This is a genomic window from Nonomuraea dietziae (assembly GCF_014195505.1).
Lineage (GTDB): Bacteria > Actinomycetota > Actinomycetes > Streptosporangiales > Streptosporangiaceae > Nonomuraea > Nonomuraea roseola.
In genome coordinates, this window is the sequence record NZ_JACIBV010000001.1 from 4991873 (window position 1) to 5017321 (window position 25449).

23 protein-coding genes are annotated in these 25449 nt (G+C 71.6%); 8 read left to right on the forward strand and 15 right to left on the reverse strand.

Annotated features, from left to right (window positions below):
- The first annotated feature begins 7 nt into the window (after nt 1-7).
- Together FHR33_RS23705 and FHR33_RS23710 are read left to right on the forward strand one after the other, a co-directional pair.
- Nucleotides 8-892 carry a MurR/RpiR family transcriptional regulator gene (locus tag FHR33_RS23705; protein WP_221241215.1) on the forward strand — a complete coding sequence of 295 codons (885 nt, stop codon included), beginning with the start codon at nt 8-10 and terminating at the stop codon, nt 890-892.
- A gap of 37 nt (nt 893-929) precedes the next feature.
- Nucleotides 930-1754, forward strand: a complete 825-nt coding sequence (locus FHR33_RS23710; protein ID WP_312895691.1) for an undecaprenyl-diphosphate phosphatase — start codon at nt 930-932, stop codon at nt 1752-1754.
- Here the strand turns inward: FHR33_RS23710 and FHR33_RS23715 are convergent.
- Nucleotides 1717-2073: a hypothetical protein gene (locus FHR33_RS23715; protein WP_183651665.1), complete on the reverse strand. Its 357-nt coding sequence runs from the start codon at nt 2071-2073 to the stop codon at nt 1717-1719. The two genes, FHR33_RS23710 and FHR33_RS23715, sit on opposite strands and share 38 nt — an antisense overlap.
- A gap of 22 nt (nt 2074-2095) precedes the next feature.
- The gene (locus FHR33_RS23720) at nt 2096-3241 is read right to left on the reverse strand and encodes an MFS transporter (RefSeq protein WP_183651669.1); all 1146 of its coding nucleotides are present in this window, start codon (nt 3239-3241) and stop codon (nt 2096-2098) included.
- Nucleotides 3242-3306: 65 nt separating this feature from the next.
- On the opposite strand from FHR33_RS23720, the gene FHR33_RS23725 reads away from it, so the two are divergent.
- From FHR33_RS23725 to FHR33_RS23735, 3 genes are read left to right on the forward strand one after another with little or no spacing between them, the layout of a single operon-like run.
- Nucleotides 3307-3615: an ArsR/SmtB family transcription factor gene (locus tag FHR33_RS23725; protein WP_183651672.1), complete on the forward strand. Its 309-nt coding sequence runs from the start codon at nt 3307-3309 to the stop codon at nt 3613-3615.
- The gene (locus FHR33_RS23730; protein ID WP_183651674.1) at nt 3615-6137 is read left to right on the forward strand and encodes an ATP-dependent RNA helicase; all 2523 of its coding nucleotides are present in this window, start codon (nt 3615-3617) and stop codon (nt 6135-6137) included. Before FHR33_RS23725 ends, FHR33_RS23730 begins: the two co-directional genes overlap by 1 nt.
- A gap of 9 nt (nt 6138-6146) precedes the next feature.
- Entirely contained in the window at nt 6147-7001 is an 855-nt protein-coding gene (locus tag FHR33_RS23735; RefSeq protein ID WP_183651677.1) for a helix-turn-helix domain-containing protein, read from the forward strand.
- Nucleotides 7002-7110: 109 nt separating this feature from the next.
- On the opposite strand, the gene FHR33_RS23740 is transcribed toward FHR33_RS23735, so the two are convergent.
- The 9 genes from FHR33_RS23740 to FHR33_RS23780 form a co-directional block, all read right to left on the reverse strand.
- A complete protein-coding gene (locus tag FHR33_RS23740) occupies nt 7111-8499 on the reverse strand; it encodes an MFS transporter (RefSeq protein ID WP_183651680.1) in 1389 nt (462 codons plus the stop codon).
- A gap of 84 nt (nt 8500-8583) precedes the next feature.
- On the reverse strand, nt 8584-9663 hold the full coding sequence (locus tag FHR33_RS23745) for an amidase family protein (protein ID WP_183651682.1): 1080 nt from the start codon (nt 9661-9663) through the stop codon (nt 8584-8586).
- Nucleotides 9664-9718: 55 nt separating this feature from the next.
- Nucleotides 9719-9874: a type II toxin-antitoxin system antitoxin gene (locus FHR33_RS23750; protein WP_183651684.1), complete on the reverse strand. Its 156-nt coding sequence runs from the start codon at nt 9872-9874 to the stop codon at nt 9719-9721.
- Nucleotides 9867-10718 (reverse strand): SPFH domain-containing protein, encoded by an 852-nt coding sequence (locus FHR33_RS23755; RefSeq protein ID WP_183651686.1) that lies wholly within the window; start codon nt 10716-10718, stop codon nt 9867-9869. The genes FHR33_RS23750 and FHR33_RS23755 overlap by 8 nt, the downstream gene beginning before the upstream one ends.
- Nucleotides 10719-10833: 115 nt before the next feature.
- A complete protein-coding gene (locus tag FHR33_RS23760) occupies nt 10834-11679 on the reverse strand; it encodes an aldehyde dehydrogenase family protein (protein ID WP_183651688.1) in 846 nt (281 codons plus the stop codon).
- Nucleotides 11676-11852 (reverse strand): hypothetical protein, encoded by a 177-nt coding sequence (locus tag FHR33_RS23765; RefSeq protein ID WP_183660644.1) that lies wholly within the window; start codon nt 11850-11852, stop codon nt 11676-11678. The genes FHR33_RS23760 and FHR33_RS23765 overlap by 4 nt, the downstream gene beginning before the upstream one ends.
- Complete coding sequence (locus tag FHR33_RS23770) at nt 11842-13257, reverse strand: aldehyde dehydrogenase family protein (RefSeq protein ID WP_183651689.1); 1416 nt, start codon at nt 13255-13257, stop codon at nt 11842-11844. Before FHR33_RS23770 ends, FHR33_RS23765 begins: the two co-directional genes overlap by 11 nt.
- A gap of 5 nt (nt 13258-13262) precedes the next feature.
- Nucleotides 13263-14204, reverse strand: a complete 942-nt coding sequence (deoC, locus tag FHR33_RS23775; protein WP_183651692.1) for a deoxyribose-phosphate aldolase — start codon at nt 14202-14204, stop codon at nt 13263-13265.
- Nucleotides 14205-14285: 81 nt separating this feature from the next.
- The gene (locus FHR33_RS23780; protein WP_183651695.1) at nt 14286-15326 is read right to left on the reverse strand and encodes a hypothetical protein; all 1041 of its coding nucleotides are present in this window, start codon (nt 15324-15326) and stop codon (nt 14286-14288) included.
- 164 nt (nt 15327-15490) lie between these two features.
- Here FHR33_RS23780 and FHR33_RS23785 point away from each other — a divergent pair, with 164 nt between their 5' ends.
- Together FHR33_RS23785 and FHR33_RS51865 are read left to right on the forward strand one after the other, a co-directional pair.
- Nucleotides 15491-15643, forward strand: coding sequence for a hypothetical protein (locus FHR33_RS23785; RefSeq protein ID WP_183651698.1), 153 nt, complete (start codon nt 15491-15493; stop codon nt 15641-15643).
- Between the two features lie 101 nt (nt 15644-15744).
- Nucleotides 15745-18612 (forward strand): ATP-binding protein, encoded by a 2868-nt coding sequence (locus FHR33_RS51865; RefSeq protein WP_312895693.1) that lies wholly within the window; start codon nt 15745-15747, stop codon nt 18610-18612.
- Nucleotides 18613-18619: 7 nt separating this feature from the next.
- On the opposite strand, the gene FHR33_RS23795 is transcribed toward FHR33_RS51865, so the two are convergent.
- Nucleotides 18620-19186, reverse strand: coding sequence for a TMEM165/GDT1 family protein (locus FHR33_RS23795; protein WP_183651704.1), 567 nt, complete (start codon nt 19184-19186; stop codon nt 18620-18622).
- A 187-nt stretch (nt 19187-19373) separates the two neighbouring features.
- On the opposite strand from FHR33_RS23795, the gene FHR33_RS23800 reads away from it, so the two are divergent.
- A complete protein-coding gene (locus FHR33_RS23800) occupies nt 19374-19754 on the forward strand; it encodes an ester cyclase (protein ID WP_183651707.1) in 381 nt (126 codons plus the stop codon).
- Here the strand turns inward: FHR33_RS23800 and FHR33_RS23805 are convergent.
- The 3 genes from FHR33_RS23805 to FHR33_RS23815 form a co-directional block, all read right to left on the reverse strand.
- Nucleotides 19751-20770: a UDP-N-acetylmuramate dehydrogenase gene (locus tag FHR33_RS23805; protein ID WP_183651710.1), complete on the reverse strand. Its 1020-nt coding sequence runs from the start codon at nt 20768-20770 to the stop codon at nt 19751-19753. The two genes, FHR33_RS23800 and FHR33_RS23805, sit on opposite strands and share 4 nt — an antisense overlap.
- An 11-nt stretch (nt 20771-20781) precedes the next feature.
- Nucleotides 20782-21873 (reverse strand): glycosyltransferase family 2 protein, encoded by a 1092-nt coding sequence (locus tag FHR33_RS23810; protein WP_183651713.1) that lies wholly within the window; start codon nt 21871-21873, stop codon nt 20782-20784.
- Between the two features lie 228 nt (nt 21874-22101).
- Nucleotides 22102-25440, reverse strand: coding sequence for a S8 family serine peptidase (locus FHR33_RS23815; RefSeq protein ID WP_183651716.1), 3339 nt, complete (start codon nt 25438-25440; stop codon nt 22102-22104).
- Nucleotides 25441-25449: the final 9 nt, after the last annotated feature.

Genomic DNA, 25449 nt, shown 5'->3' on the forward strand with positions numbered 1-25449 from the left:
AGCCGTAATGGAAAATTCACAGAGTCCGATCGAGCAGCTCAGAGCGGTGGTCCGGCAGGTGTGGGAGGAGCTGTCCCCCGCCGAGCGCGCGGTCTGCCACTACCTGATCTCCGCGGCGCCCGAGCAGATCCTCTTCGCCAGCGCCGCCGAGCTCGGCGCCGCCACGGGCACCAGCAACGCCACCGTGATCAGGACCATGCAGCGGCTCGGCTTCGGCGGCCTGCCCGGTCTCAAGCGGGCGCTGGCGGCCGAGTTCAGCTCGGCCGTCGCCCCCGACATACGGCTGCAGCAGCGCATCAGCCACGTCGGCCACGACCTGTCCGACATCTGGGCGAGGGTCTTCGACGAGGCCTTCGAGCGCATCGAGCACTGCAAGCGCCTGTTCGACCAGGAGGCCTTCACCCGCGCGGTCTCCGTCGTGGCGGCCGCGGGCTCGGTGCTCGTCTACGGCGCAGGGGCCTCCGAGCCCGCCGCCCGCCACCTGGCGCTCAAGCTCGGCCGCCGCGGCCACCGCGCCCGGCCCAGCTCGGCGACCGGCTTCGCGCTGGCCGACGAGCTGCTCTGGCTCGGGCACGGCGACGCCGTGGTCATCTTCCAGCCGGGGCGGCGGCTGCGCGAGATCGAGGTGCTGATCGACAGGGCCCGCGCGGTCGGCGCGGGCGTCGTGCTGGTCTCCGACGAGCTGGGCGCGGCTTTCTCCGGCAGCGTCGAGGCGGTCCTTTCGGCGCCCCACACCCCCACCGGCATCACCGCCGAGCCGCTGACCGGCATGATCGTGGCCGACGCCCTGCTCCTGGCCATCGACTCCCTCGACGAGAACCGATCGGTGGAGTATTCGCACCAGTTGACCGCTCTGCGAGAGCAGCTCCTGGGCCCCCGTAAGGTCCAGTAGCCTCACCTCGTCGTCTTTTCAACGGAAGGTGCGTCTCGTGATCGGCTGGTTCGAAGCGGTGGTCCTCGGGTTGCTCCAAGGGCTCACGGAGTTCCTGCCGATCTCGTCGAGCGCGCACATCAGGGTCGTCTCGGCCTTCTTCGGGTGGGACGACCCTGGAGCCGCGTTCACGGCCGTCATCCAGCTCGGCACCGAGGCCGCGGTCCTCATCTACTTCCGCAAGGAGCTCTGGGAGATCATCTCCACCTGGACCCGCTCCCTGTGGACGCCCTCGCTGCGCGGCGCCTTCCCCGCGCGCATGGGCTGGTACGTGATCGTCGGCACGCTGCCCATCGCCATCCTCGGGCTCACGTTCAAGGACCAGATCGAGACCGTCTTCCGCGACCTGCGCCTGATCGGCACCACGCTGATCGTCTTCGGCGTCATCCTGTGGATCGCCGACCGCACCGCCCGCACCAAGCTGACGCTCGACAAGCACCTGTCCTTCACCCACGCCCTGCTCTTCGGCCTGGCGCAGTCGCTCGCGCTCATCCCCGGCGTCTCCCGCTCCGGCGGCACGATCACCGCGGGGCTGCTGCTCGACTACCGCCGCGAGGAGGCCGCGAAGTACTCCTTCCTGCTGGCCATCCCCGCGGTGCTCGCGTCGGGTGCGCTGGAGCTGTTCGAGATCGGCGGCCACGGCACCCCCGACTGGGGCCCGACCATCCTGGCCACGGTCATCTCGTTCGTGGTGGGCTACGCGGCGGTGGCCTGGTTCCTGAAGTACATCAGCACGCACAGGTTCACCGGCTTCGTCATCTACCGCATCCTGCTGGGCGTCTTCGTCATCGCCGCGGTGTCGTTGGGCTGGATCCCAGCGTGACCCTGCTCGCCAGGCAGAAGATCACCGCGAACAGGGCCCAGGCGGCCACGTAGGCCACCGGCTCCCCCACCATCTGCCGCCCCTCGAAGTACACGACCAGGCCGACGACGGCGCCGGGGATCGCGCCCCACCAGCGCCGCCACCACACCTCGTGCACGACGACCTCGAACGCCACCAGGGCGATCGGCCCGAACAGCAGGATCTTCGCGTTCAGCTGCTGGGGCAGGAAGTGGTCGAGCGCCATCACCGCCACCGCCGACAGCGTCGTCAGCAGCACCACTGCGCCGAACGGGGCGGGCTCCTCACGTGGATCGGTCACGCTCTCATTCTGGGCAGGAGCCTCACACGGCGACATCCGTCTTTGGTCTACGCGTGACGGCCGGGTAGGTGGCCATCGTGAACAGCAGCGTCACCACGCCGAGGGCGCTGGCCAGCACGATCACGCCCGTCCTGCCGTACCACTCGAGGGCGAGCCCTCCGGCGATGCCCGCCACGAACAGTCCCAGATACTGGCTCGAGGCCAGCAGCCCGAGCCCGACCGGGACGTTGCCAGGCACCGCGGCGACCGTCCTGTACTGCTGCGAGGGACCGATCAACCAGCCGAGCGCACCCCAGACGAAGGCCCACACGAGGGCGACGCCGAGGTTGAGGTTGGCCACAGGGAGCAGGGCCATCAGCACGGTCGCCCCCGCGATCCCGAGGAAGACCATGCGGCGGGGACCGTAGGCGTCGGTGAGGCGTCCGCCGACCGCGTTGCCGACCACGCCGCCGACCCCCCACGCCCACAGCACCGCGGCCAGCGGCAGATCGATCAGCGAGCCGAGGTAGGTGTAGGCGCTGAAGCCCCCTGCGAAGATCAGCAGCTGCGTCAGCAGGACGGCCAGCACACCGCGGTCGGCCAGCGGCGTGAAGCGATCCCTGATCCTGGTGGAGGCGGGCAGGCGCACGTCGGGAACCACCAGGGCGACGGCGGCGAACCCGACGGCGGCCAGGCCGACCACCAGCCACAGCGCCGAGCGCCATCCCGCCACGTCGCCCATCCAGGTGCCGAGCGGGACGCCGATCGCCGAGGCCACGGTCAGCCCGCCCATCACCAGCGCGAGCGCGCGGCCCCGCCGTTCGGGGCCGACCAGGGCGGTGGCGACGGCGGAGGCCACAGGGGTGACCATCGCCGCGCCCGCCGCGGCGATCACCCTGGTGCCCAGCATGAGGCCGAAGGTGGGCGAGAGCGCCGTCAGCGCGTTTCCGGCGGCGAGCACGCCGAGGCCGATGAGCAGCAGCCGCCGCTTGGACAGCTTCGCGGTCAACGCCGCCAGTACGGGTGAGAGCAGGGCGTAGGCCAGGGCGAAGACGGTCATGAGCTGGCCGGCGGCCGACGGCGAGATGCCCAGGTCGCCCGCGATCGGCAGGACCAGCCCCGCCGTGACGAACATGCCGGTGCCCACGGCGAAGTTCCCAAGGGCCAGGGCGTAGAGCTTGGGGGTCATGAGGACCAAACTCGCCTATTGTTGGACTGTTGTCAAACTTTCAAATCGAGAGGCAGGCTGGAGAGATGCGCGTGTTCCCACAACCGGCGACCGAGGACATCCAGCTCACCGAGGTGCTGCACGCGCTCTCGGATCCGGCGCGCCTCGAGGTCGTCACCCGCCTGGCGGTGGAGCGGGAGCTCACGTGCAGAGGGGTCGGCGACGAGATCGGACTGCACAAGTCGACGATGTCCCACCACTACCGGGTGCTGCGCGAGTCGGGGGTCGTCTCGAGCCGTCAGGAGGGCAGGCAGAAGTTCATGACGCTGCGCAGGGACGACCTCGACGCCCGCTTCCCCGGCCTGCTCGACTCGATCCTCGGCGCCACGCTCTGATGCTGCCCATCCACGCGGCCCTGCCGGACCTGATCGACGTGCTGGACAAGGGCGGCTGCGCCGTCCTGACCGCTCCGCCCGGCACCGGCAAGACGACCGTGGTCCCGCTCGCGCTGGCCGATGCGGGGCTGCGCGTCGTGGTCGCCGAGCCCAGGCGGCTGGCCGTACGGGCCGCCGCGCACCGGATGGACGTCGGCTACACCATCAGGGGCGAGCGCCGCACGGGGGCCAGGAAGGGCGTGGAGGTCGTCACGACGGGCGTGCTCCTGCAGCGCCTCCAGCGCGATCAGGAGCTTCCCGGCGTCGACGTGGTGATGATCGACGAGTGCCACGAGCGGCACCTCGACGCCGACACCGCGCTGGCGTTCCTGCTGGACGTCCGCGAGACGCTCAGGCCCGATCTGCGCCTGGTGGCCGCCTCCGCGACCGCCGACACCGCGCCGTGGTCGCGGCTGCTCGGCGACGCCCCCGTGGTCTCCGCCTCCGGCGTCACCCACCCCGTCGAGATCGTCTGGGCGCCGCCCGCCCGTCCTGTCGCGCCGCCGCACGGCCTGCGCGTCGATCCCGCGCTGCTGGCCCACGTCGCCGACGTCGTACGGCGGGCGCTGGCCGCCCACGAGGGCGACGTGCTGTGCTTCCTGCCGGGAGTCGGCGAGATCACCAGGGTCGCGGGGATGCTGCAGGACCTCAACGTCCTCCAGGTGCACGGCCAGGCCCCCGCCCGCGTCCAGGACGCCGTGCTCAGGCCCTCCTCCACGCGCAGGGTCGTGCTCGCCACCTCCGTCGCCGAGTCGAGCCTCACCGTGCCCGGCGTCCGCGTGGTGGTGGACTCGGGGCTGGCGAGGGAGCCGAGGACCGACCACGCCAGAGGGCTCGGCTCGCTGACCACCGTGCACGTCTCGCGGGCCTCCGCCGACCAGCGGGCGGGACGGGCAGGACGCGAAGGCCCCGGCACCGTCTACCGGTGCTGGACGGCCGCCGCCCACGCCCGCCTCGCGCCGCACGCGCCCCCCGAGATCGCGCTGGCCGACCTGACGGGGTTCGCGCTGCAGGCGGCCTGCTGGGGCGCGCCAGGCGCCACCGGCCTCGCGCTCCTCGACCCGCCCCCGCGCGCCGCGATGTCCGCCGCCACTCGCACACTGCTCACCCTCGGCGCCCTCACCCCCGTCTCCGCCACCCCTGTCCCCGCCACCCCTGTCCCCGCCACCCCTGTCCCCGCCGCCCCGGCACCCGAGGCGCCTTCCGAGAGGGCAGCCTCTCCGGCAGGAAACGCGGGCTCTCCCGCCGAGGAGGCCTTCGGGGCCGCGGGAGGCGGGCCCGCGGGCGACGACGTGACAGCGGTGCGGGTGACCGGGAGGGGGCGGCGGATGGCGCTCGCCGGGGTGCATCCCCGCCTGGCCAGAGCCCTCATCGACGGCGGCCCCCGCGCCGCCGAGGTCGTCGCGCTCCTGTCCGAGCAGCTGTCCCGCGACGCGGGCGACGACCTCGTCGAGATCTGGCGCAGAGCCAGGCGCGACAACGACCCTCGCTGGCTCCGCGAGGTCAGACGCCTGACCAAGGAGCCCGTCAAGGGGCCTGACGACGCCGCCGCCGGGCTGGCCGTCGCGATGGCCTTCCCCGAACGCGTGGCCCGCAGGAGGGGCGGCGGCTACCTCATGGCCTCGGGCACCCAGGCCCAGCTCCCTGAGGGCTCCAGGCTCGCCACCGCCGAATGGCTGGCCATCGCCGTCGCCGACCGTCCCACCGGCGCCGCCTCCGCCAGGATCAGGCAGGCCGTCGTCATCGACGAGCCGACCGCCAGGCTGGCCGTGCCGGTGACCGTACGCGAAGAGGTCGCCTGGCGCGTGCCGCCGGGCGAGCGGCGCGGCGACGTCTCCGCCCGCGTGATCGAGCGCCTGGGCGCCATCGAGCTGTCGGCGACCCCGCTGAGGAACGCCGACGTCCGCGCGGCCCTGCTGGAAGGGCTGCGCACCGAGGAGATCCTCACCTGGACCCGCGAGGCCGTCGCGCTCAGGGACAGGATGGCCTTCTGCCACCGCGCCATCGGCGAGCCCTGGCCCTCCATGGACGACCTGATCGGCCTGGCCGACCGGTGGCTCGAGCCGGAGCTGTCCAGGGCCCGCCGCCGCGCCGACCTCGAACGGCTCGACGTGGTGGCGGCCCTCAAGCGCCTCGTCCCGTGGAGCCGGCGGCTGGAGGACGACGCGCCCTCGCATCTGGAGGTGCCGAGCGGCTCGCGGATCCGCCTCGACTACTCGGGCGAGCAGCCGGTGCTGGCCGTCAAGCTGCAGGAGCTGTTCGGCTGGCAGGAGGCCCCGCGCATCGCGGGCGTCCCTCTGCTGATCCACCTGCTCTCGCCCGCGGGCCGTCCCGCGGCCGTGACCGCGGACCTGGCCTCGTTCTGGCGCGAGGGCTACCGCTCGGTCCGCGCCGAGCTGAGGGGCCGCTATCCCAGGCACCCGTGGCCTGAGGACCCGCTCACCGCGACCCCGACCCGCCGGGCCAAACCCCGCCAGGGCTAGAAAGGAGGCATGTATCCAAGCTCCGCCCTCGGCGAGTTCCTGCGTTCGCGCCGCGCGAGGGTGACCCCCGAAGCGCTGGGCCTGCCTGAAGGCGTCAGGCACCGCAGGGTCCCCGGCCTGCGCCGCGAGGAGCTGGCCCCGCTCGCCGGTGTCAGCGTCGGCTACTACACCCGTCTGGAGCAGGGCCAGAGCCCCAACGTGTCGGCCGAGGTGCTCGACGCCATCGCCCGCGTGCTCGGCCTCGACGACGACGAGCTGGCCCACCTGCACCGCCTGGCCCGCGCGGCGGCCTCGGGTCCCAGGAGGGCCGCGCCCGAGCGGCTGCGCCAGGGGATCAGGCTGATGGTGGAGTCCATGACCGAGGTGCCGGCATGGGCGGTGGGCCGCAGGGGCGACGTCCTGGCCTGGAACCGCCTCGCCCACGCCCTCTTCGCGCCGCACCGGGAGTTCGAGGGCCCCGAGCTGCCGAACTTCGTCCGCATGGACTTCCTCGACCAGGAGTTCACCCGCGGCCTCTACGCCGACTGGACGCGGAAGGCGCGCGACGACGTCGCCTACCTGCACGGCTCACTCGGCCGCTTCCCCGGCGACGAGGGCCTGACCGCCCTGGTCGACGAGCTGCTCGAGCTCAGCCCCGACTTCGCGCGCCTGTGGACCGAGCACCCTGTCAGCAACTGCGCCTCCATCGCGCGCGACCACCTGCATCCCGAGCACGGCGTCCTGTCGCTCACCGCCGAGTTCCTCCGCACGCCCGACGACGAGGGCCAGGGCGTCACGCTCTTCCAGCCCGCCCCCGGCTCTCCCTCCGCCACCCGCCTCCGCGCCCTCGCCGCCGAGCTGACCCGCTCAGCCGCCCGCCCCTGAGACCGCCCGACGCTGAGGCCGCCCGATCCTGGGACCGCCCGCCCCTGAGGCCGCCCGATCCTGGGACCGCCCGACCCGCTCACGGCTGACCCGCTCAGGCTCGATCCGCTCAGGCCGTCACGGGCCGGTCGGCGGGGCGGGCGAGCACCAGCGGAGCCACGAGAGCGCCCAGCAGCGCGACCGCCCCCGCCACCAGGAAGGCCGCGTGCAGTCCGCCGAGCGTCGCCAGTGACGCCGGGGCTTCGGGCGCGAGCGCGGCCGAGCGGGCGGCGGCGACGGCGGTCAGCCCCGCCACGCCGATCGCCCCCACGAACGTGGGCATCTGCGCCAGGCTCCCCGCCACCCCCTGATCGTCGTCGGAGAGCCCCGAGGTGATCGTCGTGATGGTGGCCACCACGGCGAGCACGTGCCCGAACCCCATCGCGGCCGACGTCGCGAGCAACACTCCGACGCCACCGCTGACCGGCAGGAACGCCATCGCGGCCGTTCCCACGGCCTGGACGGCCAGCCCCGCGGTGAGCACCCGCACGGTGCCGATCGTGGACATCAGCCGGGCCGCGACGGCCCCCGCCGCCAACGCCGCGACGCCCTCCCCGAGGAAGCCCAGCCCCGTCTGCAGCGCCGAATACCCCAGGACGTCCTGCATGTGGATGCTGAGCAGCAACGTCGCCCCTCCGCACATCCCGAACGTGACGAGGCCGAGCGCCATCCCCCACTTCACCGTCGTACGGCGCAGCAGCCCGAGCGGCACGAGCGGGGCGACATGCCTGCCCTCGGCCACCAGGAACAGGCCGAGGAGCACGACAGAGGCTCCCACGGAGAGCCACGAGCCCGCCGAGATGCCGTAGACGAGCGCGAACAGCCCTGCGCTCGCCAGGAGGGCGCCGGGCACGTCGAGCCTGGCGAGGCTCCTGCTCTCGCTCTCCCGCACGACGCTCACCGCGCCGAGCAGCACGAGGGCGCCGATGGCCATGAGGATCAGCATCGTCCATCGCCAGTTCAGTCCGGAGGTGATGAGGCCGCCGCCGATCGTGCCGATCACGAAGCCGAGCGAGAGCAGCGCGCCGTTCACCCCCATGGCCCTGGCCCTCCTCGGCCCCTCGGGAAAGGCGGAGGTCATCAGCGCGAGCGAGGTCGGGCCGATCATGGCCGCGGCCACGCCCTGCCCCGCCCTCGCGGCGACCAGCACGCCGGGGAGCTCGGCGAGCGCCGCCACCAGGGAGAAGGCCATGAAGGCGACCACCCCTGCCATGAACAGCCTTCGCCGTCCCACGACGTCGGAGGCCCTGCCGAACAGCGGCATCAACGCCGCCGTGGGCAGCAGGCAGGCCGTCACCACCCACTGCAGCCCCGAAGCGGTGGCGAAGCCGAGGTCCCTGCCGATCGCGGGCAGCGCCACGGTGATGATCGAGTAGTCGAGTCCTGTCATGAAGGTGGCGCCGCACAGCGTGGTGAGGACCAGCCGGCCGCGGGCGCCCAGTGAGGTGTCGTCCGTCATGCCGGCCAGCGTGGTGCGGACGCGATCGGCCGACCAGCGCCCTGCTGGAGGTACACCTGTCAGGTGCAGGCTGCCGTCCGGGGGTCAGGCGAGCTGGGCGGCGAGCAGCAGCAGGTGCGGCTCGGAGCCCGGAGGAGCGACGAGTTGCACGCCCCCAGGACGGGCGCCGAAGGGCAGGGAGAGCGCGGGCCAGCCCGACAGGTTCCACGGAGCCGCGACGGCGATGTCGCGCAGGCGGGTCCTGCCCTCGGGCAGGGGAAGGGCGGCGAGCGCGGGCACGATCAGCACGTCGGCGTCGCCGAACCACTGGTCGGCGCCGTAGTCGCGCCAGCGCTCGCGACGACGGCGTCCCGGCCTGCCGTCCCTTTCTCGCGCGCGGCCAGGGGAGCCCCCGCCGGCGATCGTGGCGAGGACGAGGAAGGAGGGCAGCCTGGCGGGATGGTCGACGACCGTGTGCCCCGCCTCCCGCAGGCGTTCAGCTGCCGCCACGACCGCCGCCCTGAAGCCGGCTCGCACCCCGAGCCCTCGAGGCAGCGGCTGGGGAGCGGCGGCGACGCGCAGCCCCGAGCGCCTGGGCGGGACGCCACGGGGCGGCCTGAGCAGCCAGTCGTCGTCCTCGAAGTCGGGAAGGCCCCACTGCCCTGCGGGGCCGGGATCGCGCCAGGCCGAGGCCAGCTCGGGCTCGCCCGCGAGCACCGACAGCACCAGCGCCAGGTCCTCGGCCGTGCGGGCGAGGGGAGCCCACTCCCGCCACTCGCCGGTGGCCTCGGGGATCACTCCCCTTCCCGGCTTGAGCGCGAGCACCCCGTGACAGGCGGCCAGGGTGCGCAGCGAGCCGAGCTCGTCGCTCCCGAGCGCGAGCGGCACCAGCCCCGCCGCCACGTCCTCCGCGCAGGGCCGCCCCGTCTCGACGAGCAGCGCGCCCGCCGCCCGCAACCTCGCGTGCGCGGGCCGCTCCCCGGCCGACGAGACGGCCACGGGCACCCCCGCCAGCGGCAGCTCATCGAGATCGGCCCTCTTCTGTAGGGCACGCGCCTCGTCGGCCAGGCGCTCGCCGCCCGCGCCGACCGCGCGGAGAAGGTCGTCGGCGATCGCGGCGGCCGTGGCCTCCCCCTGGCGTACGGCCTGCGCGATCTCGATCGCGGACCTGCCTGCCCACACCATGAACCGATTCTGGCCCCACGGGGAGGCGTTCACCAGAGGCCGGGGCCAGGCCCGATCAGGATCTGGGCTCCCTGCCCGCCTGTTTGAGCGCGGCGCGCAGCGCGTACTCGATCTGCGCGTTGACGCTTCTGAGGTCGTCGGCGGCCCACTTCGCGATCGCCTCGTAGACCGCGGGGTCGAGGCGGAGCAGGAGCTTCTTCTTCTCAGGCATACAGGCTGCCGGCGTTCACCACCGGCTGGGTCGCCCGGTCACCGCAGAGCACGACCAGGAGATTGGAGACCATCTGCGCCTTGCGCTCCTCGTCGAGGTCGACGACCCCCTCGGCGGCGAGCCTGTCCAACGCGAGCTGCACCATGCCGACAGCGCCCTCCACGATCTTCGTGCGAGCCGCGACGACCTGGGCGGCCTGCTGGCGCACGAGCATAGCCTGAGCGATCTCGGGGGCGTAGGCCAGATGCGTGATGCGGGCCTCCAGCACCTCGACCCCCGCCAGCTCCGTGCGGTCGCGCAGCTCGGTCGTCAGCTCGGTGGCGACCTCGGCGCCGTCACGCAGGCTGGTGCGGGCCGGCTCGTGCGAGTCGTAGGGGTGGGTGGTGGCCAGGTGCCGCACGGCGGCCTCCGACTGGATCGCGACGTACTCCTCGTAGTCGTCGACCGAGAACGTGGCGCGCGCGGTCTCCACGACCTTGTAGACGACCACCGCGGCGATCTCCACCGGGTTGCCGTCGGCGTCGTTGACCTTGAGCTTGGTGGTCTCGAAGTTGCGCACCCTCAGCGTGATCTTGCGCTTGCTGGTGAAGGGCAGCACCCACTGGAAACCCGCCTCGGCCACCGAGCCGACGTAGCGGCCGAGGAACTGCACGACCTTGGCCTCGTTCGGGTTGATCACCGTGAAGCCCGTCAGGATCACCACGGCGAGCACCACCCAGGCCAGGCCCAGGCCCATCAGCGCGATCTCGCCCGCGTTGACGCCCACGAGGCCGGCGGCCACGCCCAGCACGATCAGCACGGCGAGGACGAGGAACCCGTTCAGCCGGAAGGCCCTTTTCTCCATCGTGTCCCCTTGCTATTGAAGTGATATCACTACGATAGCCCATGAAACCGGCGGAGAGAACGCCGAAGGGGACCGGCGGCGCCAGAGACGCCGCCGATCCCCTTCGATGTGTCGATCAGACCCCGGCGGGATGCCAGACGGTCTTGGTCTCCATGAACGCCGTCATCCTGCCGATGCCGGGATCGGCCGACCAGTCGGGCGAGCTCGGGCGGATGACCCGCTTGAGGTTCTCGGCCGCCTCCTGCTCGCACCTCAGCGCCAGGTCGGGATCGGCGACCCCGGTGAGGTCGAGCCCGTTGACGTCCATGTGCGCGGCCAGCCACGGCGCCAGCTCGGCCTGGTGCCCCGTCAGGATGTTGACCACCCCGCCCGGCAGGTCGGAGGTGGCCAGCACCTCGGCCAGCGTGATGGCGGCGAGCGGCGAGCTCTCCGAGGCCACCACGACCGCGGTGTTGCCCGTGACGATGACGGGAGCCACGGCCGAGACCAGCCCGAGCAGCGGATCCGAAGGTGCGATCACGGCCACCACGCCCGAGGGCTCGGGCGTGGACAGGTTGAAGTACGGCCCCGCCACGGGGTTGGCCGATCCGCGGACCGAAGCGATCTTGTCGGACCAGCCCGCGTACCAGACCAGCCTGTCGATGGCCGCGTCGACCTGCTCGAGCCCCGCCTTCTTGCCTAGAGGCAGCTCCTCGGCGAACTGGCCTCGGCGCCCCTCCAGCATCTCGGCGATCCGGTAGAGGATCTGCCCCCTGTTGTACGGCGTGGCCCCCGACCATCCGGGGAACGCCTTGCGCGCCGCCGTCACGGCGTCACGCGCGTCCTTGCGCGACGCCCTCGAGGCGTTGGCCAGGAAGTCGCCCTTCGGGGACGTCACGACGTACGACCTCCCGCTCTCGGAGCGCGGGAACGCCCCTCCGATGAACAGCTTGTAGGTCTTGCGCACGCTGAGCCTGCTCATCGCTTCTCCTCCGCCGGCCGTACGGTAACGAAGATCTGGCCGCAGCGGCTCACCCCGCAGCGGTGGGCGAACCAGCCGGTCCTGGTCGGGCGCCCGGTACGGGCGTAGGCGTGGCCACGGGTGGCCTGGGCGCGCCTGGTCCGCCTCCTGGTCAGGCGATGATCACACGTCAAGGTAGGCCTCCAGCCCCGCGAGCCCGCCTTCCCGGCCGTAACCGGACTCCTTGTAGCCGCCGAAGGGGGACGTGGGGTCGAACCTGTTGAAGGTGTTCGCCCAGACGACCCCGGCGCGCAGCCGGTCGGCCATCCAGAGGATGCGCGAGCCCTTCTCGGTCCAGACGCCCGCGGACAGGCCGTACGGAGTGTTGTTGGCCTTCTCCACGGCCTCGGCAGGCGTGCGGAAGGTCAGCACCGACAGCACGGGACCGAAGATCTCCTCGCGCGCGATGCTGTGCGACTGCGCCACGCCGGTGAAGATCGTCGGCGGGAACCAGAAGCCCTTCTCGGGCAGCTCGCAGGCGGGAGACCAGCGCGAGGCGCCCTCCTGCTCACCGAGGTCCGACAGCTGCCTGATCCTCGCCAGTTGGTCGGCGGAGTTGATCGCGCCGATGTCGGTGTTCTTGTCCAGCGGGTCGCCGAGCCTCAACGTGCTGAGACGCCTGCGCAGGGAGTCGAGCAGCTGGTCCTGCACGGACTCCTGCACCAGCAGGCGCGAGCCCGCGCAGCACACGTGCCCCTGGTTGAAGAAGATGCCGTTGACGATGCCCTCGACCGCCTGGTCGATGGCGGCGTCCTCGAAGACGATGTTGGCCGCCTTGCCGCCCAGCTCCAGCGTGAGCTTCTTGGACGTGCCCGCGACGGTCCTCGCGATGATCCTGCCGACCTCGGTGGAGCCGGTGAAGGCCACCTTGTTGACGTCGGGGTGCGCGACGACCGCGGCGCCCGTCTCGCCCGCGCCCGTCACGATGTTGACCACGCCGGGCGGCAGGTCGGCCTGCTGGCAGATCTCGGCGAACAGCAGGGCGGTCAGCGGCGTGGTCTCGGCCGGCTTGAGCACGACCGTGTTGCCGCAGGCCAGCGCCGGAGCGATCTTCCACGCGAGCATGAGCAGCGGGAAGTTCCACGGGATGACCTGGCCCGCCACGCCGAGCGGCCGGTCGCCGAACCCGGCGTAGGCCAGCTTGTCGGCCCATCCGGCGTAGTAGAAGAAGTGCGCGGCGACCAGCGGCACGTCCACGTCCCGCGACTCGCGGATGGGCTTGCCGTTGTCGAGCGATTCCAGGACGGCCAGCTCGCGGGCGCGCTCCTGGATGATGCGGGCGATGCGGAAGAGGTACTTGGCCCGCTCGGCCCCCGGCATCGACGACCAGACCCCGAAGGCCTTGCGCGCGGCCTGGACCGCGCGGTCCACGTCGTCGGAGGAGGCGACGGCCACCTCGGCCAGGACCTCCTCGTTGGCGGGGTTGACGGTCTTGAAGGAGGAGGAGCCGGGGACGAACTCGCCGTTGATGAACAGCCCGTAGGACGGCTTGATGTCCACGACATCGCGCGACTCGGGCGCAGGTGCGTACTCGAACATCTCGATCAGTCCAGGGTGAAGTAGTCGGGACCGGCGTACCGGCCTGTGGCGAGCTTCTGGCGCTGCATGAGCAGGTCGTTCAGCAGGGAGGAGGCGCCGAGCCTGAACCAGTCGGGGCTCAGCCAGTCGTCGCCGACGGTCTCGTTGACCAGCACCAGGTTCTTGATGGCGTCCTTGGTGGTGCGGATCCCGCCCGCGGGCTTCACGCCGACCTGGCGCCCCGTGACGTCACGGAAGTCGCGCACGGCCTCGAGCATGATCAGGGTGACGGGAAGCGTCGCGGCGGGCGACACCTTGCCGGTGGAGGTCTTGATGAAGTCGGCGCCGGCGATCATCGCCAGCCACGACGCCCGCCGTACGTTGTCGTAGGTCGCCAGCTCGCCCGTCTCGAGGATCACCTTCAGGTGCGCCTCGCCGCAGGCGGCCTTCACCGCGACGATCTCCTCGAAGACCTTCTGGTAGTCGCCCGACAGGAAGGCGCCCCTGTCGATCACCATGTCGATCTCGTCGGCGCCGGCCGCCACGGCCAGCGCGGTGTCGCTCACCTTGACCTCGAGGGAGGAACGGCCGCTGGGGAAGGCGGTCGCCACCGAGGCGACCTTCACCCCCGAGCCCTTCAGCGCGGAGACGGCGACGGCGACGAGGTCGGGGTAGACGCAGACGGCGGCCACCCGGGGCGCGCCCTCAGCGGTGTGCATCGCCTTGGCGCACATCGCCCGGACCTTGCCGGTCGTGTCGGCGCCCTCCAGGGTGGTGAGGTCGACCATCGAGATGGCCAGGTCGATGGCCTGAGCCTTGGCGGTCGTCTTGATGGAGCGGGTGCCGAGCATCGCCGCCCGCTGGTCCGCGCCCACCCGGTCGACACCTGGAAGGCCGTGCAGGAAGGCCCGCAGCGTGGCGTCCGAAGAGGCCACGTCCGCGAGCGAGGTAGTCACAGTTGACACCATCACAGCATCGCCGACCGGGATGGGTACTTCCAAACCGGAGCTGCCCGAATGTTCGCTCGTTTTTCGTCAGCATCATCTGTTTCACCTGTAGGTAAGCACCGCGCTCGTGCCGCCGGCGTCGACCGTGGCCCACATCTGGGAGGTGCCGGGAACGTTGGCCAGCCCCCGCACCTCCGCGTGCGTGGAGCCCTCGGGCAGGACGGAGATCTGCGACCAGGAGCCGTCCACGAAGCGCACGAGCGCGCCGGGGAGCCCCGTCCGCGCGGCGGCCAGCCACATCCCGCTGCCGCCGTCCGTGGTCACGTGGGTGTAGGCGGTCGCCGGGGGACGGTGAGGCAGCCGCTCCCACGCGACGCCGTCCCAGCGCAGCACCACCGCCTCCAGCGGCGCGCCGCCCACCGTGATCGCCCCCACCGCGTAACCGAGACCGGCGTACGGCATGGCGAGGTCGTTGAGTTCCAGGTGGCCGCCCTCGGGCAGCGCGATCGCCGGGATCGGGGTGCGCAGCCACTCCCCGTCCGTCCAGCGCAGGATCGAGGCGGCGCGCTCGCCCCCGTAGCCGAGGTTGGACACCCCCGGGCTGCTGAGCGCCCAGACCTGCCCGTCTGGAGCCGCGGCGAGGTCGCTGATCGGCAGCGGGGCGGCGACCGGGCGCCACGCCTGCCCCTCCCAGTGCCAGAGCCCGTCGGTCATGCCCTCGCGCGAGAGCCTGAGCCCCGCCGCCCAGCAGTCGTCGGCCCCCGTGGCCGCCGCCGCGGTCACGTGCGCGGACTCGGCCTCGATCGGCAGCCTGCTCCACCGGCCCTCCGCCATGCGCCGCACGTCCACGCGGGCGGGACCGTCGGTGAAGGTCCAGGTCACGCCCTGCCCCGCCTGCCTGACCAGGTACGGCCCCGCCTTACCCGTCGCGCCGTGCCACTCCGCGCCGTTCCACCGCAGCGGCGGCAGTCCCGCGCGCATCACCCACGCGTCCTGCGGCCCGCCGGAGGAGACCTCGCGAAAGCCGCCCCACATACCGGTCTCGCCGACCAGCGATACCTGCCACCCATGCCTGTGAGCTGCGGCGGGAGCGTCCGCGATGAGGAGCACGCAGGCCGCCACGATGATCGTCCATAGCTTCACGGCGCACCATCGTCGCCGGTCTAAGGCGGCCCCCAGGCGTGTCCTAGGTAGTCGTAAGCCGATGGTTCGGCAGAGATAGGGCATCCGCCTGATGTGGCGGGGTGGGCCTTAGCCGGATTCTTGAACATGTCAGCAAGTCGCATGAAGAAACAGGAGATCCGGCCGTGAACCCGGAAATTGAGTACCAGCTCATGCAGTCCCATGCCAAGGAGCTTCGTCAGGCGGCGGCCATGCACCGCCGAGTACGCGAGGCGCAGAAGTCGGGTGAGTCCGAGCGTCGCCACCGCTCGCTCTTCAGCAAGTTCAGGAAGTCGTGACCGCCCCCAAGGAGCCCGGCCGCATCCTCCCTCGCGGCCGGGCCCCACAGCCCCCCTAAACCGGTCGTAACCTCTCTAAAGGGCATGCCATGCTTGAGGACGTGATAGGTCGATCGGTCAGTCCCGTCTTCGTGGGGCGGGAAGCTGAGCTGACCGTCCTGACAGAGTCCTTCGACGAGGCGCGTAAGGGCGCGGCCACCGCCGTCCTGCTGGGCGGCGAAGCAGGGGTCGGCAAGACCAGACTGGTGCAGAGCTTCGCCGAGCGCGCGGCGGCCGACGGCGCGCACGTGCTGTTCGGCGGCTGCGTCGAGCTCTCCAGCGACGGCCTCGCCTACGCTCCGTTCACCGCCGCGCTCCGCCAGCTCGTCAGAGAGATCGGCACGGCCAGGATCGGCTCGCTGCTGCCCGAGGGCGCCGAGCGCGACCTGGCCAGACTGCTGCCCGAGTTCGGCGAGCCGAGCGCGGACGGCGACACCAACACCGGCAGGGCCAGGCTCTTCGAGCAGTTCCTCACCCTGCTCGAACGGCTGGCAGAGCCGCGGCCCGTGGTGCTGGTCGTGGAGGACATCCACTGGGCCGACAGGTCCAGCCGCGACCTGATCGCCTTCCTCAGCCGCAACCTGCGCGAGTCGCAGGTGCTCATGGTGCTGACCTACCGCTCGGACGACCTGCACCGCCAGCATCCTCTCCGCCCCGTCCTGGCCGAGCTGGGCCGGGTGGCGGGCGTGCTCAGGCTCGATCTGCCGCGCCTGTCGCGCGACGAGGTCGCAGGGCAGATGGCAGGCATTCTCGGCGTCCCGCCGCTCTACTCCCGCATCGAGACCGTCTACCAGCGCAGCCAGGGCATCCCGCTGTTCGTCGAGGCCCTGATGGAGTGCGACGACGGCGCGGGCGAGGTGCCCGACTCCCTCACCGACCTGATCCTCGGCTCGGTCGAACGCCTTCCCGAGGAGACTCAACGCGTCCTGCGCATCGCGGCCGCGGGCGGCATCCGGGTCGGCCACGCCCTGCTGTCGGCCGTCAGCGGCCTGTCGGAGCTCGACCTCGAGGCCGCGCTGCGCCCCGCCATCGCGGGCAACGTCCTGCAGATCGCCGACAACCGCGCCTACGTCTTCCGCCACGCGCTGATCCGCGAGGCCGTCCACGACGAGCTGCTGCCCGGCGAGCACCAGCGCCTGCACGGTCGCTACGCCGAGGAGATCTCCCGCGACCGCACCCTCGTGCCCCCCGGCAGGGCGGCGGTCGAGATCGCCCACCACTGGTACGGCGCGCGCGACGACCACTGGGCGCTGATCTCGGCGTGGGAGGCGGCGCAGAAGTCGTTCAAGGCCTTCGCCTACACCGAGGCCATCCCCCTGCTCGAACGCGTCCTCATGCTGTGGGACAAGGTGCCGGGCGCCTGCGGCGACATCGGCGTCGACCACACGGCGGTGCTGGAGCGGGCCTCCGAGGCCTCCCACGCCTGCGCCGACATCGACAAGGGCGTCAAGTTCGTCAAGGCCGCGCTCAGCGAGCTGGAGGAGTCGGCCGAGCCCGAACGGGTCGCCGCGCTCCTGGTGCGGTGGGGCGCCTTCAAGCTGGCCAAGACCAAGCCCGGCGCCCTGGAGAGCTTCCGCCGCGCTCTCAGCCTGGTCCCCGAGCCGAGCAGCACCCGCGCCGACGTGCTCGTGAAGCTCAGCCGCCACCTCATGCTCACCGGCCAGGTCGCCGAGGGCACCATGCTGGCCGAGGAGGGCCTGGCGCTGGCCAGGCAGCTCGGCGACAGGGTCATCGAGGGCGAGCTGATCATCAACCTCGCCCTCGGATACTCCCTCGACGGAGAGATCGAGCGCACCTTCGAGGCCAACACGCGCGCCATGCGCCTGGGCGAGGAGGTCGGCTCGGGCCAGCTGATCCTGCGCGCGGTGGCCAACAACATCGACGCGCTCAACGAGCTGGGCCGCTCCCGCGAGGCCATCGAGCTGGGCCGCGAGGGCGAGGCGCTGGCCAAGAAGTACGGCAGGGTCAGAGCCTCGGGCGCCTTCATACTCAACAACCTGGCCGAGGCGTTGGAGAGCCTGGGCAGGTGGGAGGAGGCCGTCCAGGTCATCGACCACGCCCTCAGCCTCGGCCCCACCCAGAGCACCCGCCACCACCTCATGAGGGTGCGCGCCGACATCGCGCTGGCCAGAGGTGAGCTGGACCTGGTCGAAGGGATACTGTCCGAGCTCGGCGTCCTCAAGGACCGCCAGGAGGACTTCATCCAGGACATCACCAACAGCAGCCGCCTGCACATCGGCTGGCACATGCTGAAGGGCGAGCCCGACCACGCGCTGGCCGTCGCCGAGCGCCTGCTCAACAGGCCGAACCAGGCGCACAAGGCCGCACTGGCCTGGCGAACCCTCTCGATGATCCGCACCGTCTGCGACGCCGCCGGGCCAGGACTGCCCGAGAGAGCGGCGCGGGTGCGGGCGATGGCCGCCGAACTGGCCGCCACGCTGGCGGTCAGCGGCCCGGTGTCCGAGGCCTACAGGCTCACCTTCGACGGCGACTTCGACGCCGCGGCGGAGGCGTGGGAGCGGCTCGAAAGGCCGCACGCCCGCGCGAAGTCGCTGCTGAGGGCGGCGACCGTCCGGGCACGCGCGGGCGACAAGGAGGGGGCCGCCTCCCGGTTGCGCGCCGCCCATCCCCTCGCCACCGCGCTGCTGGCCGCGCCGCTGGTCGCCGAGGTCGAGGGACTGGCCCGCCGTCTCGGTGTCACGCTGCTGGAGGAGCCCACCGCGCCCTCGCCCGACCTGCTCACCCCGCGCGAGCTGGAGGTGCTGCGCCTGGTCGCGCTCGGCCGTACCAACAGGGACATCGCGGCCGAGCTGTTCATCTCGGCGAAGACGGTCAGCGTGCACGTCTCCAACATCCTCGCCAAGCTGCGGGTGGCGACGAGGGGCGAGGCCGCCGCCGCCGCACACAGGCTGGCGTTGCTGTCGGCGTGACGCCGTCCTAGAGCAGGGGTTCGACCAGCAGGGCGATGCCGAAGACCGCGAAGGCGGCGGCGGCGCCGTACCGGATGGCCTTCTCCGGCAGGTGCCTGCCGAGCAGGCGCCCGACCACGATGGCCAGAGCGTCGGCGGCGACCATGCCCACGGTGGAGCCGATCCAGGTGCCGAGCCATCCGTGCTGCGTGGCCAGCGTGATGGTGGCCAGCATGGTCTTGTCGCCCAGCTCGCTCAGGAAGAAGGCCACCGTCACGGCGATCACGGCGTTCCTGGTCGTCCGCTGGGCCTTGCGCGACTCCTCCTCTGTCAGCTCGTCGCCGCGCAGGGTCCACAGGGCGAAGCCGAGGAAGGCGATGCCCGCGACGATCGAGATGGCCGTGGTAGGCAGCGCGTCGCCGATCAGCCCGCCGACGGCCACGCTGGCCAGGTGCACTGCCGTGGTGGCGATGGTGATGCCGGCCAGCACGGGCCAGGTCTTGAAACGGGTGGCGAACGTCATGGCCATCAACTGGCTCTTGTCGCCCAGCTCGGCCACGAAAATCACGCCAAGACTGATCCAGAACGCTTCCAACGGTCCTCTTTCGTACAGCCGGACCTGAAGCGACCTGGGGGAGCACGACTTCGGCCCGGCATGGCTGCCAGGCCGAAGGTCTCGTCCGCCTGTTACAGGCTCGCGTAGCCGGGCAAAAGTGCCAGCATGTCGACCACGCGGATTGTGGACTACTCCCCTTCGGGCATATCGGACTGAGGATATCACCATGGTCAAGCTGTACAGACGCTGGCTGCTGGAGATGTGGAACGGCGACTTCGACCTGGCCGACGAGCTGGTGTCGGACGACTTCGTCGGCCACTGGCCCGGCATGGACGTGCACGGCCCCGACGGGCTCAAGCGCGCCCTGGAGCAGGGCCACGCGCCGTTCACGAACGTGATGGTCACGCTCGACGTCGGCCCGATCGTCGAAGGCGACATCGTGGCCGCCCGCTGGACGTTCGAAGGCGACTACAAGGGCGGCATCCCCGGCGTGGCCCTTCCCGAGAACGCCCGCGTCGCCTTCAGCGGCCACGACATCCTGCGCGCCGAGAACGACAGGTTCGTGGAGTACTGGGTGATCTCCGACACCCGCTGGATGCAGGGCTAGAGCGCGCAGCCGACCATCACGGGCTCGTTGACCAGCGTGACGCCGAACTTCGCGAGCACGCCGTCGCGCACCTCACGGGCCAGCGCGATCAGGTCCGCGGTGGTGCCGCGGCCGTGAGGATTGGTCAGCGCGAGCGTGTGCTTGGTGGAGATGCGCACGGGACCGCGCGTGTACCCCTTCGGGAACCCCGCCTGCTCGATCAGCCACGCCGCGGGCACCTTGACCGAGCCGTCCGGCATGTCGAACCGGGGGGATCCGTCGCCCAGCGTGGCGGCCTGCTCGGCGGAGACGATCGGGTTGGTGAAGAAGGACCCCGCGCTGCGGGAGTCGGGGTCGGCGGGGTCGAGGACCATGCCCTTGCCCCTGCGCAGCCCCAGCACCGCCTCGCGCACCTCGGCCAGCGCGGCCCGCTCGCCCACGCGGTTCACCAGCTCCTGGTAGGTGAGCGGGCCAGACGTCTCCGAGACGTCCAGCGCGAAGGTGACGCCGAGCACGACGTAGCGTCCCAGGTCTCGCTTGAAGGCGCTGTCGCGGTAGGAGAACCCGCACCTGCGCGCCTCCACGTCGGCCACCTCGCGCGTGCGCCGGTCGAAGACCCGCACGCACCGCACCGTGTGGGCGACCTCCTGGCCGTAGGCGCCGACGTTCTGGATCGGCGTCGACCCGACCAGCCCAGGGATGCCCGACATGCACTCGAGCCCCGACCAGCCCTCGGCGACCGCCCGCGCGACCAGAGGGTCCCAGTCCTCGCCCGCCTCGGCCTCGACCACCACCTGGCCGCCGTCGCGCGAGACCGTCACCCCGCGCGTGGCCACCTTGACCACCAGGCCGTCGAAGCCCTCGTCGGACACCACCAGGTTGCTGCCGCCACCCAGGATCAGCGTCGGCTCACCGCGCCTGTCAGCCTCGGCCACCAGCGAGACCAGCTCCTCGGCGGTCGTCGCCTCCTCGTAGGCGCGAGCGGGCCCGCCCAGGCCCAGCGTGGTGTACGGCGCGAGCAACCTCAGGTCTCCCATAAGCGACAAGCCTACGAGGAACGCAGCATGCGCAACACGGCCTCGTAGTTCCTGCGCGCCTCCCTGTCCCTGTATTCAGGGGAGACGTCGTGGTAACCGTGGTGACGCTCCTGCCGTACGGGCAGCCGCTCGTCGGGCACCACCAGCGGCCCCTCCAGCGCGAGCGACAGCACCAGGTCGGCGTTGCGGTAGTAGCGCACCTTCTCGGGGAAGGCCCGCAGCGCCGCGCCTCTCCGCACCGCCATCAGGTACCCGAGCAGCGCCCGCACCCGCCCTGGCCCCGACTCGTTCCACTCCGTGTCGTTCTCTCCGGGATCCACGCCCTTCCACCCGGCCGCGACCGCCCCGTCCTTGACCGCCTTCACCAGCGGCGTCAGCGCGTCTCCCTCCAGGACCGTGGAGGTCTCCATCAGCACGTGCACGTCCGCGGTGTCCAGCTGCATCAGCTTGGTACGGGCCGCACCCCAGCCCGCCGTACCTCCCTGCCAGTGCGGCTGCTCGGCCACGTGCCACGCGGTGATCCGCTCGGGGTGACGCTCGGCCAGCTCGTGCAGCGCCTCCCCCGCGCCGTGCACGTTCCCGAGGTCGAGGGCGAGGATCGGGGCGCTGGTGTGCTCGAGGACCGACTCCAGGCACCTGCGCATGTCGTCGGCCCATCCGTCGACGATGACCCCCACGCTGGCGGTCACGCCGGAGATCTCGACCCGCTGCCGCTCCAGGTCGACACCCGCGATGTCGAGCCTGTTCGTCGCGAGGCCGGCGTCCCAGGTCCGCTGCGCGTGCAGCATGTCGTCACCGGGGTCGCCCGTCTGGCCAGGGTCGCCCGAGAAGCCGAGCTCGGCGGCGGGGTTGATCTTGTCGAGGCCGCCGCCCTTCTTCCCCTCGGGCTCCGTCATGGCCGAGACCGGAATGGAGCGCACCGACGGCCACTGGTCGAAGGGGGGTTTCACGGTCAGTTCGTAACCGTCGGCCGAGTCGCGGACCTGCCAGCCCGCCTGCTCGATCTCCTGACGGAGTGCGTCGGCGGCGGCGTAGTCGCGCACCGCCCTGGCCTTGACTCGCCGCTCGGCGAGCTCAGTGACGTGTCTCGGGGCTTCACTCATATCCCACGACTACCCACTCCCCCTGACGAAAGTCAGCGATCACCCGAGATGGTTTCCGTCCGCGGGGCGGGCACACCGTACCCGCCGCAGGATGGACGGCAGGCACAGCACCCCGTCCCTCACGCGGACGGAAGGCGCAGATTCCTCAGCGGCTCGAACCGGGAGCACGGGCACCCCGCCCGTGCCGGAGCAGCGGGCGACGGACATCGAGCATGCGGACCGGCCGGTTCACCCCGTTCGGTAGGCGCGGATGATCGTCTGTTCGACGGTGTTGCCGGAGACGTCGGTGGCCTTGGCCCGCAAGGACACGTGCCCCGTGGCCGGGTTGCGCAGGAACACCACCCCGCCCGCCGGCGTCCTGACCAGCTTGGGGACGCTCCAGGTCGCCCCGTCGTCGGTGGACACTTCCACGTTCAGGTCCTTCAGCCTCCCGCCCGCGCCCGTGCCGGGTGTCTGCCACACGGTGACAGGCATCGTGAACGACACGCCACCACGGGCGACGTTCCGGTTGTCCAGAGCGGGCGCGAAACTGATCACCGCGGACGGGAGCTGCACGGTGCCGGGGGCGTGCTCGGACCTGAACGTCCATGCGGCGAAGATCCGGGTGGAGGTGAAGGGCTCGTCTCGTTCTGCCTCCGTCTCCACCCGGTAGGTCGCCGCCTCAGGCGGGACGGGGAAGGGCTGGGAGTGGACCGCTTCGCCTTCCGCCACCAGCCGTCCGTCGCGATAGAGCGCCGAGCGCTGCCGCGGCGCCTGGGAGTAACCCGGCTGACCCTGCCCGTCACCGTGGTAGTAGTTGAAGTTCACCGAGATCCGGTCGCCCGTCCTGGTGAGCGCGTCGCGCGTCGCCTCCGAGGCGCCTGCGGGGGCGAACACGCCGCGGTTCCAGTGCTCCGCATGAGTGCGGCCGCGCTGGTAGGTGGCGGCTCGGCCGAAGATGGCCTGGACCTCGTCCTCGCCCTGGACGTCCGTCTCGTGGAACCAGCGCTGCCACCGGATCCCGTCGTCCGTGTTGACGTACTCGGTCTGGACGGAGGGCAGCGCGATCCCCTTGCCGGCGTACCAGTGCGGGAAGAGGAAGTCCCGGGGTTGCGGACCGGCGGCCGTGCTGCCCGCCGTACCTGCGAGCTGCTGGGCGTAGTCCACCTTGACCGTCGCCAGCTCCTGCCGGGTCACCGCCCGTTGGAAGCCGGTGACCATCCGGCCGGCGGTGAAGTAGCCGAGGTGGTAGAGGTAGGGGCTGTTGTCCGTGCCGCCCTCGGGCGAAGGAAGGGCCCAGGTGCCGGAGACCTTGCTCATGGCATGCGGATAGGTCTGGTCGCCGCCGAGCTGCGCGCCGTAGAGCGTTTCGAACGAGGGCCTGGATATCACACTCGAGAAGGGCGATCCGTCGGCCAGTTGTCCACGGTAGCCGAGCTGGGCGTCGACCTGCTTGACCTTCGGATCCGGCGGGGTGATGGACAGGGGCAGACCGAGCCTGGCGTCCAGGTCGAGCGTCCGCGGCCCGGTCAGCGCCAGCCCGGGATGCACGAGGAGGGTTCTGGCTGCGCCCAGGAACGTCGTGCCGACGGCCCAGGTGCCCTTGGGCAGGCGTAGCGTGGTGCCGGCCTGCGAGCCCCTCAACACGATCACGTCGTCGTAGGCGCCTTCCAGTGGTCGCAGCACCGTCGTGACGCTTGTCGCCGGCCGGCCGTCGCGGTCGTTCTGGTTGAGTGTGAGGTCGTAGCTCTCCACCTCTCTGTCGACGCCGAGCGGCGTGCTGACCGTGATGCCGCCGCCGGTCGCCGTGAGGTACCCGCCGAGCGGAGCGTCCGGAAGGTCGCCGCGCGTGTCGGCGGTCACCGACACCTCGGCGCTGCCGCCGGCGGCAACCGTGACGGAGCGGGGGGTCACGGTGAAGAGCGCCGCGTCGAGGGGTCGTCCCGCACTGTCGAGGGCACGTACGGAGAGGTCGAGGGTGACCGGCGCCGAGCCCGCGTTGGTGTAGGTCAGCGTCCTGGTGATCGGCTCGTCGTCGGTGTGCGGCCAGCGCTGCTGACCGAACCCCATGCCGGGAGGGTTCGCCGTGATGAACTGGGTGGTCGCCCGCGCGACGTCCACGCGGCCGGCTCCTTGGCCGAACACGCCGATCGGCCCTGGCCTGGCGGAGGCCATCAGCGCGGCCTTGAGCTGAGCAGGAGTCCATTCGGGGTGCTGGGCGGCCACGATCGCCGCCGCTCCCGCGACGTGCGGCGCGGCCATCGACGTGCCGGACATCGCGTGGTAGGGGCCCTGGCCCTCCTGCGCATGCGTGCTCCGCGCGGCCACGATGCCGACGCCTGGAGCGGTGATGTCGGGCTTGAGCGCGTGATCTCCGACGCGCGGCCCCTGGCTGGAGAACGCGGCGCGCTGTTCGTTCCTGTCCACCGCACCGACGGTCAGCGCGGAGTCCGCGCTTCCCGGGCTGCCGACCGAACGCTCCGTGGCGTTGTTGCCCGCCGACACCACGAACAGGGTCCCGTGCCTGGCGGTCAGGTCCTCCAGCGCCTGCTCCACCGGGTCGACGCCGGGGCCGTCCGCTCCGCCCAGGCTGAGATTCACCACCTTCGCGCCCTGCTCGGCGACCCACTGCATGCCTGCGATCATTGCGGACTCCTCGCAGGACCACGCCATGCACACCTTCGCGCTGAGCACCGTCGCGCCGTGCGCGACACCGCGGTTGCGCCCGCCGGACGCCTCTCCTCCGCCGACGATGGTGGAGGCCACGTGCGTGCCGTGGCCGACGACGTCGTCCTCGTCGGGGTCGGAGGTGAAGTTGCGCTGCCCCGCGATCCGCCCGACGAGGTCGGGGTGGGTGGCGTCCACGCCGGTGTCCACCACGCCGACCTTCACTCCGGCACCGGTGAGCCCGCGCTCCCACGCGGCCGGTGCGCCGATCTGCGGCACGCTCGTTTCGAGGGTGGGCCTCATCCGGCCGTCCAACCACACCCTTTTCACACCCGCGGCCTTGAGGCCGCGCGCGGTCAGCTCTGCCCAGAACCTGGTGCGGTCCTTCCCTTCCGCGTGTACGGCGAGGGCGTCGATAGTGGGCAGCTCACGTACGACGCGTGCGCCTGCGGCGGCCGCCCGGTCGTGTACGCGACTCTTGGCCGTGGAGCCGTCATAGGAAATGATCAAGGGGAGGTGCCGGTGACGGTCGTAGTCGAAGTCCAGGAGGTCCGACACGTCGAACAGGCGGCTGTCGAGCAGGCCGGATGCGAGGAGCGGCGCCGCGTCGCTGGGCACCACCCGCAGCCGGTCCCCGACCTGGTCGATGGCGAAGGTGATGTTCTCGCGGCCAGGGCCTCGCTCGATGGCGTGGCCGCTGCCCTTACCCAGGCGGACCGTGTCCCCGGTGATCAGTGTGATGGCACGCGCCCGGCCCTTGGCCGCCGTCACCGCGTGCGCGGGTCCCCCGGCCGGCCCTATGGCGAACGCCGCGCCATAGGCGCTGTTGGTAGCCCCTGCCAGGTGCGGGGTGCCGTCGGCCGCTGTCAGGGCCGGTGCTGGGAGTGCCAGCAGGAGTAAGGCGCTGATGGCGAATCTCAATGGGAGACC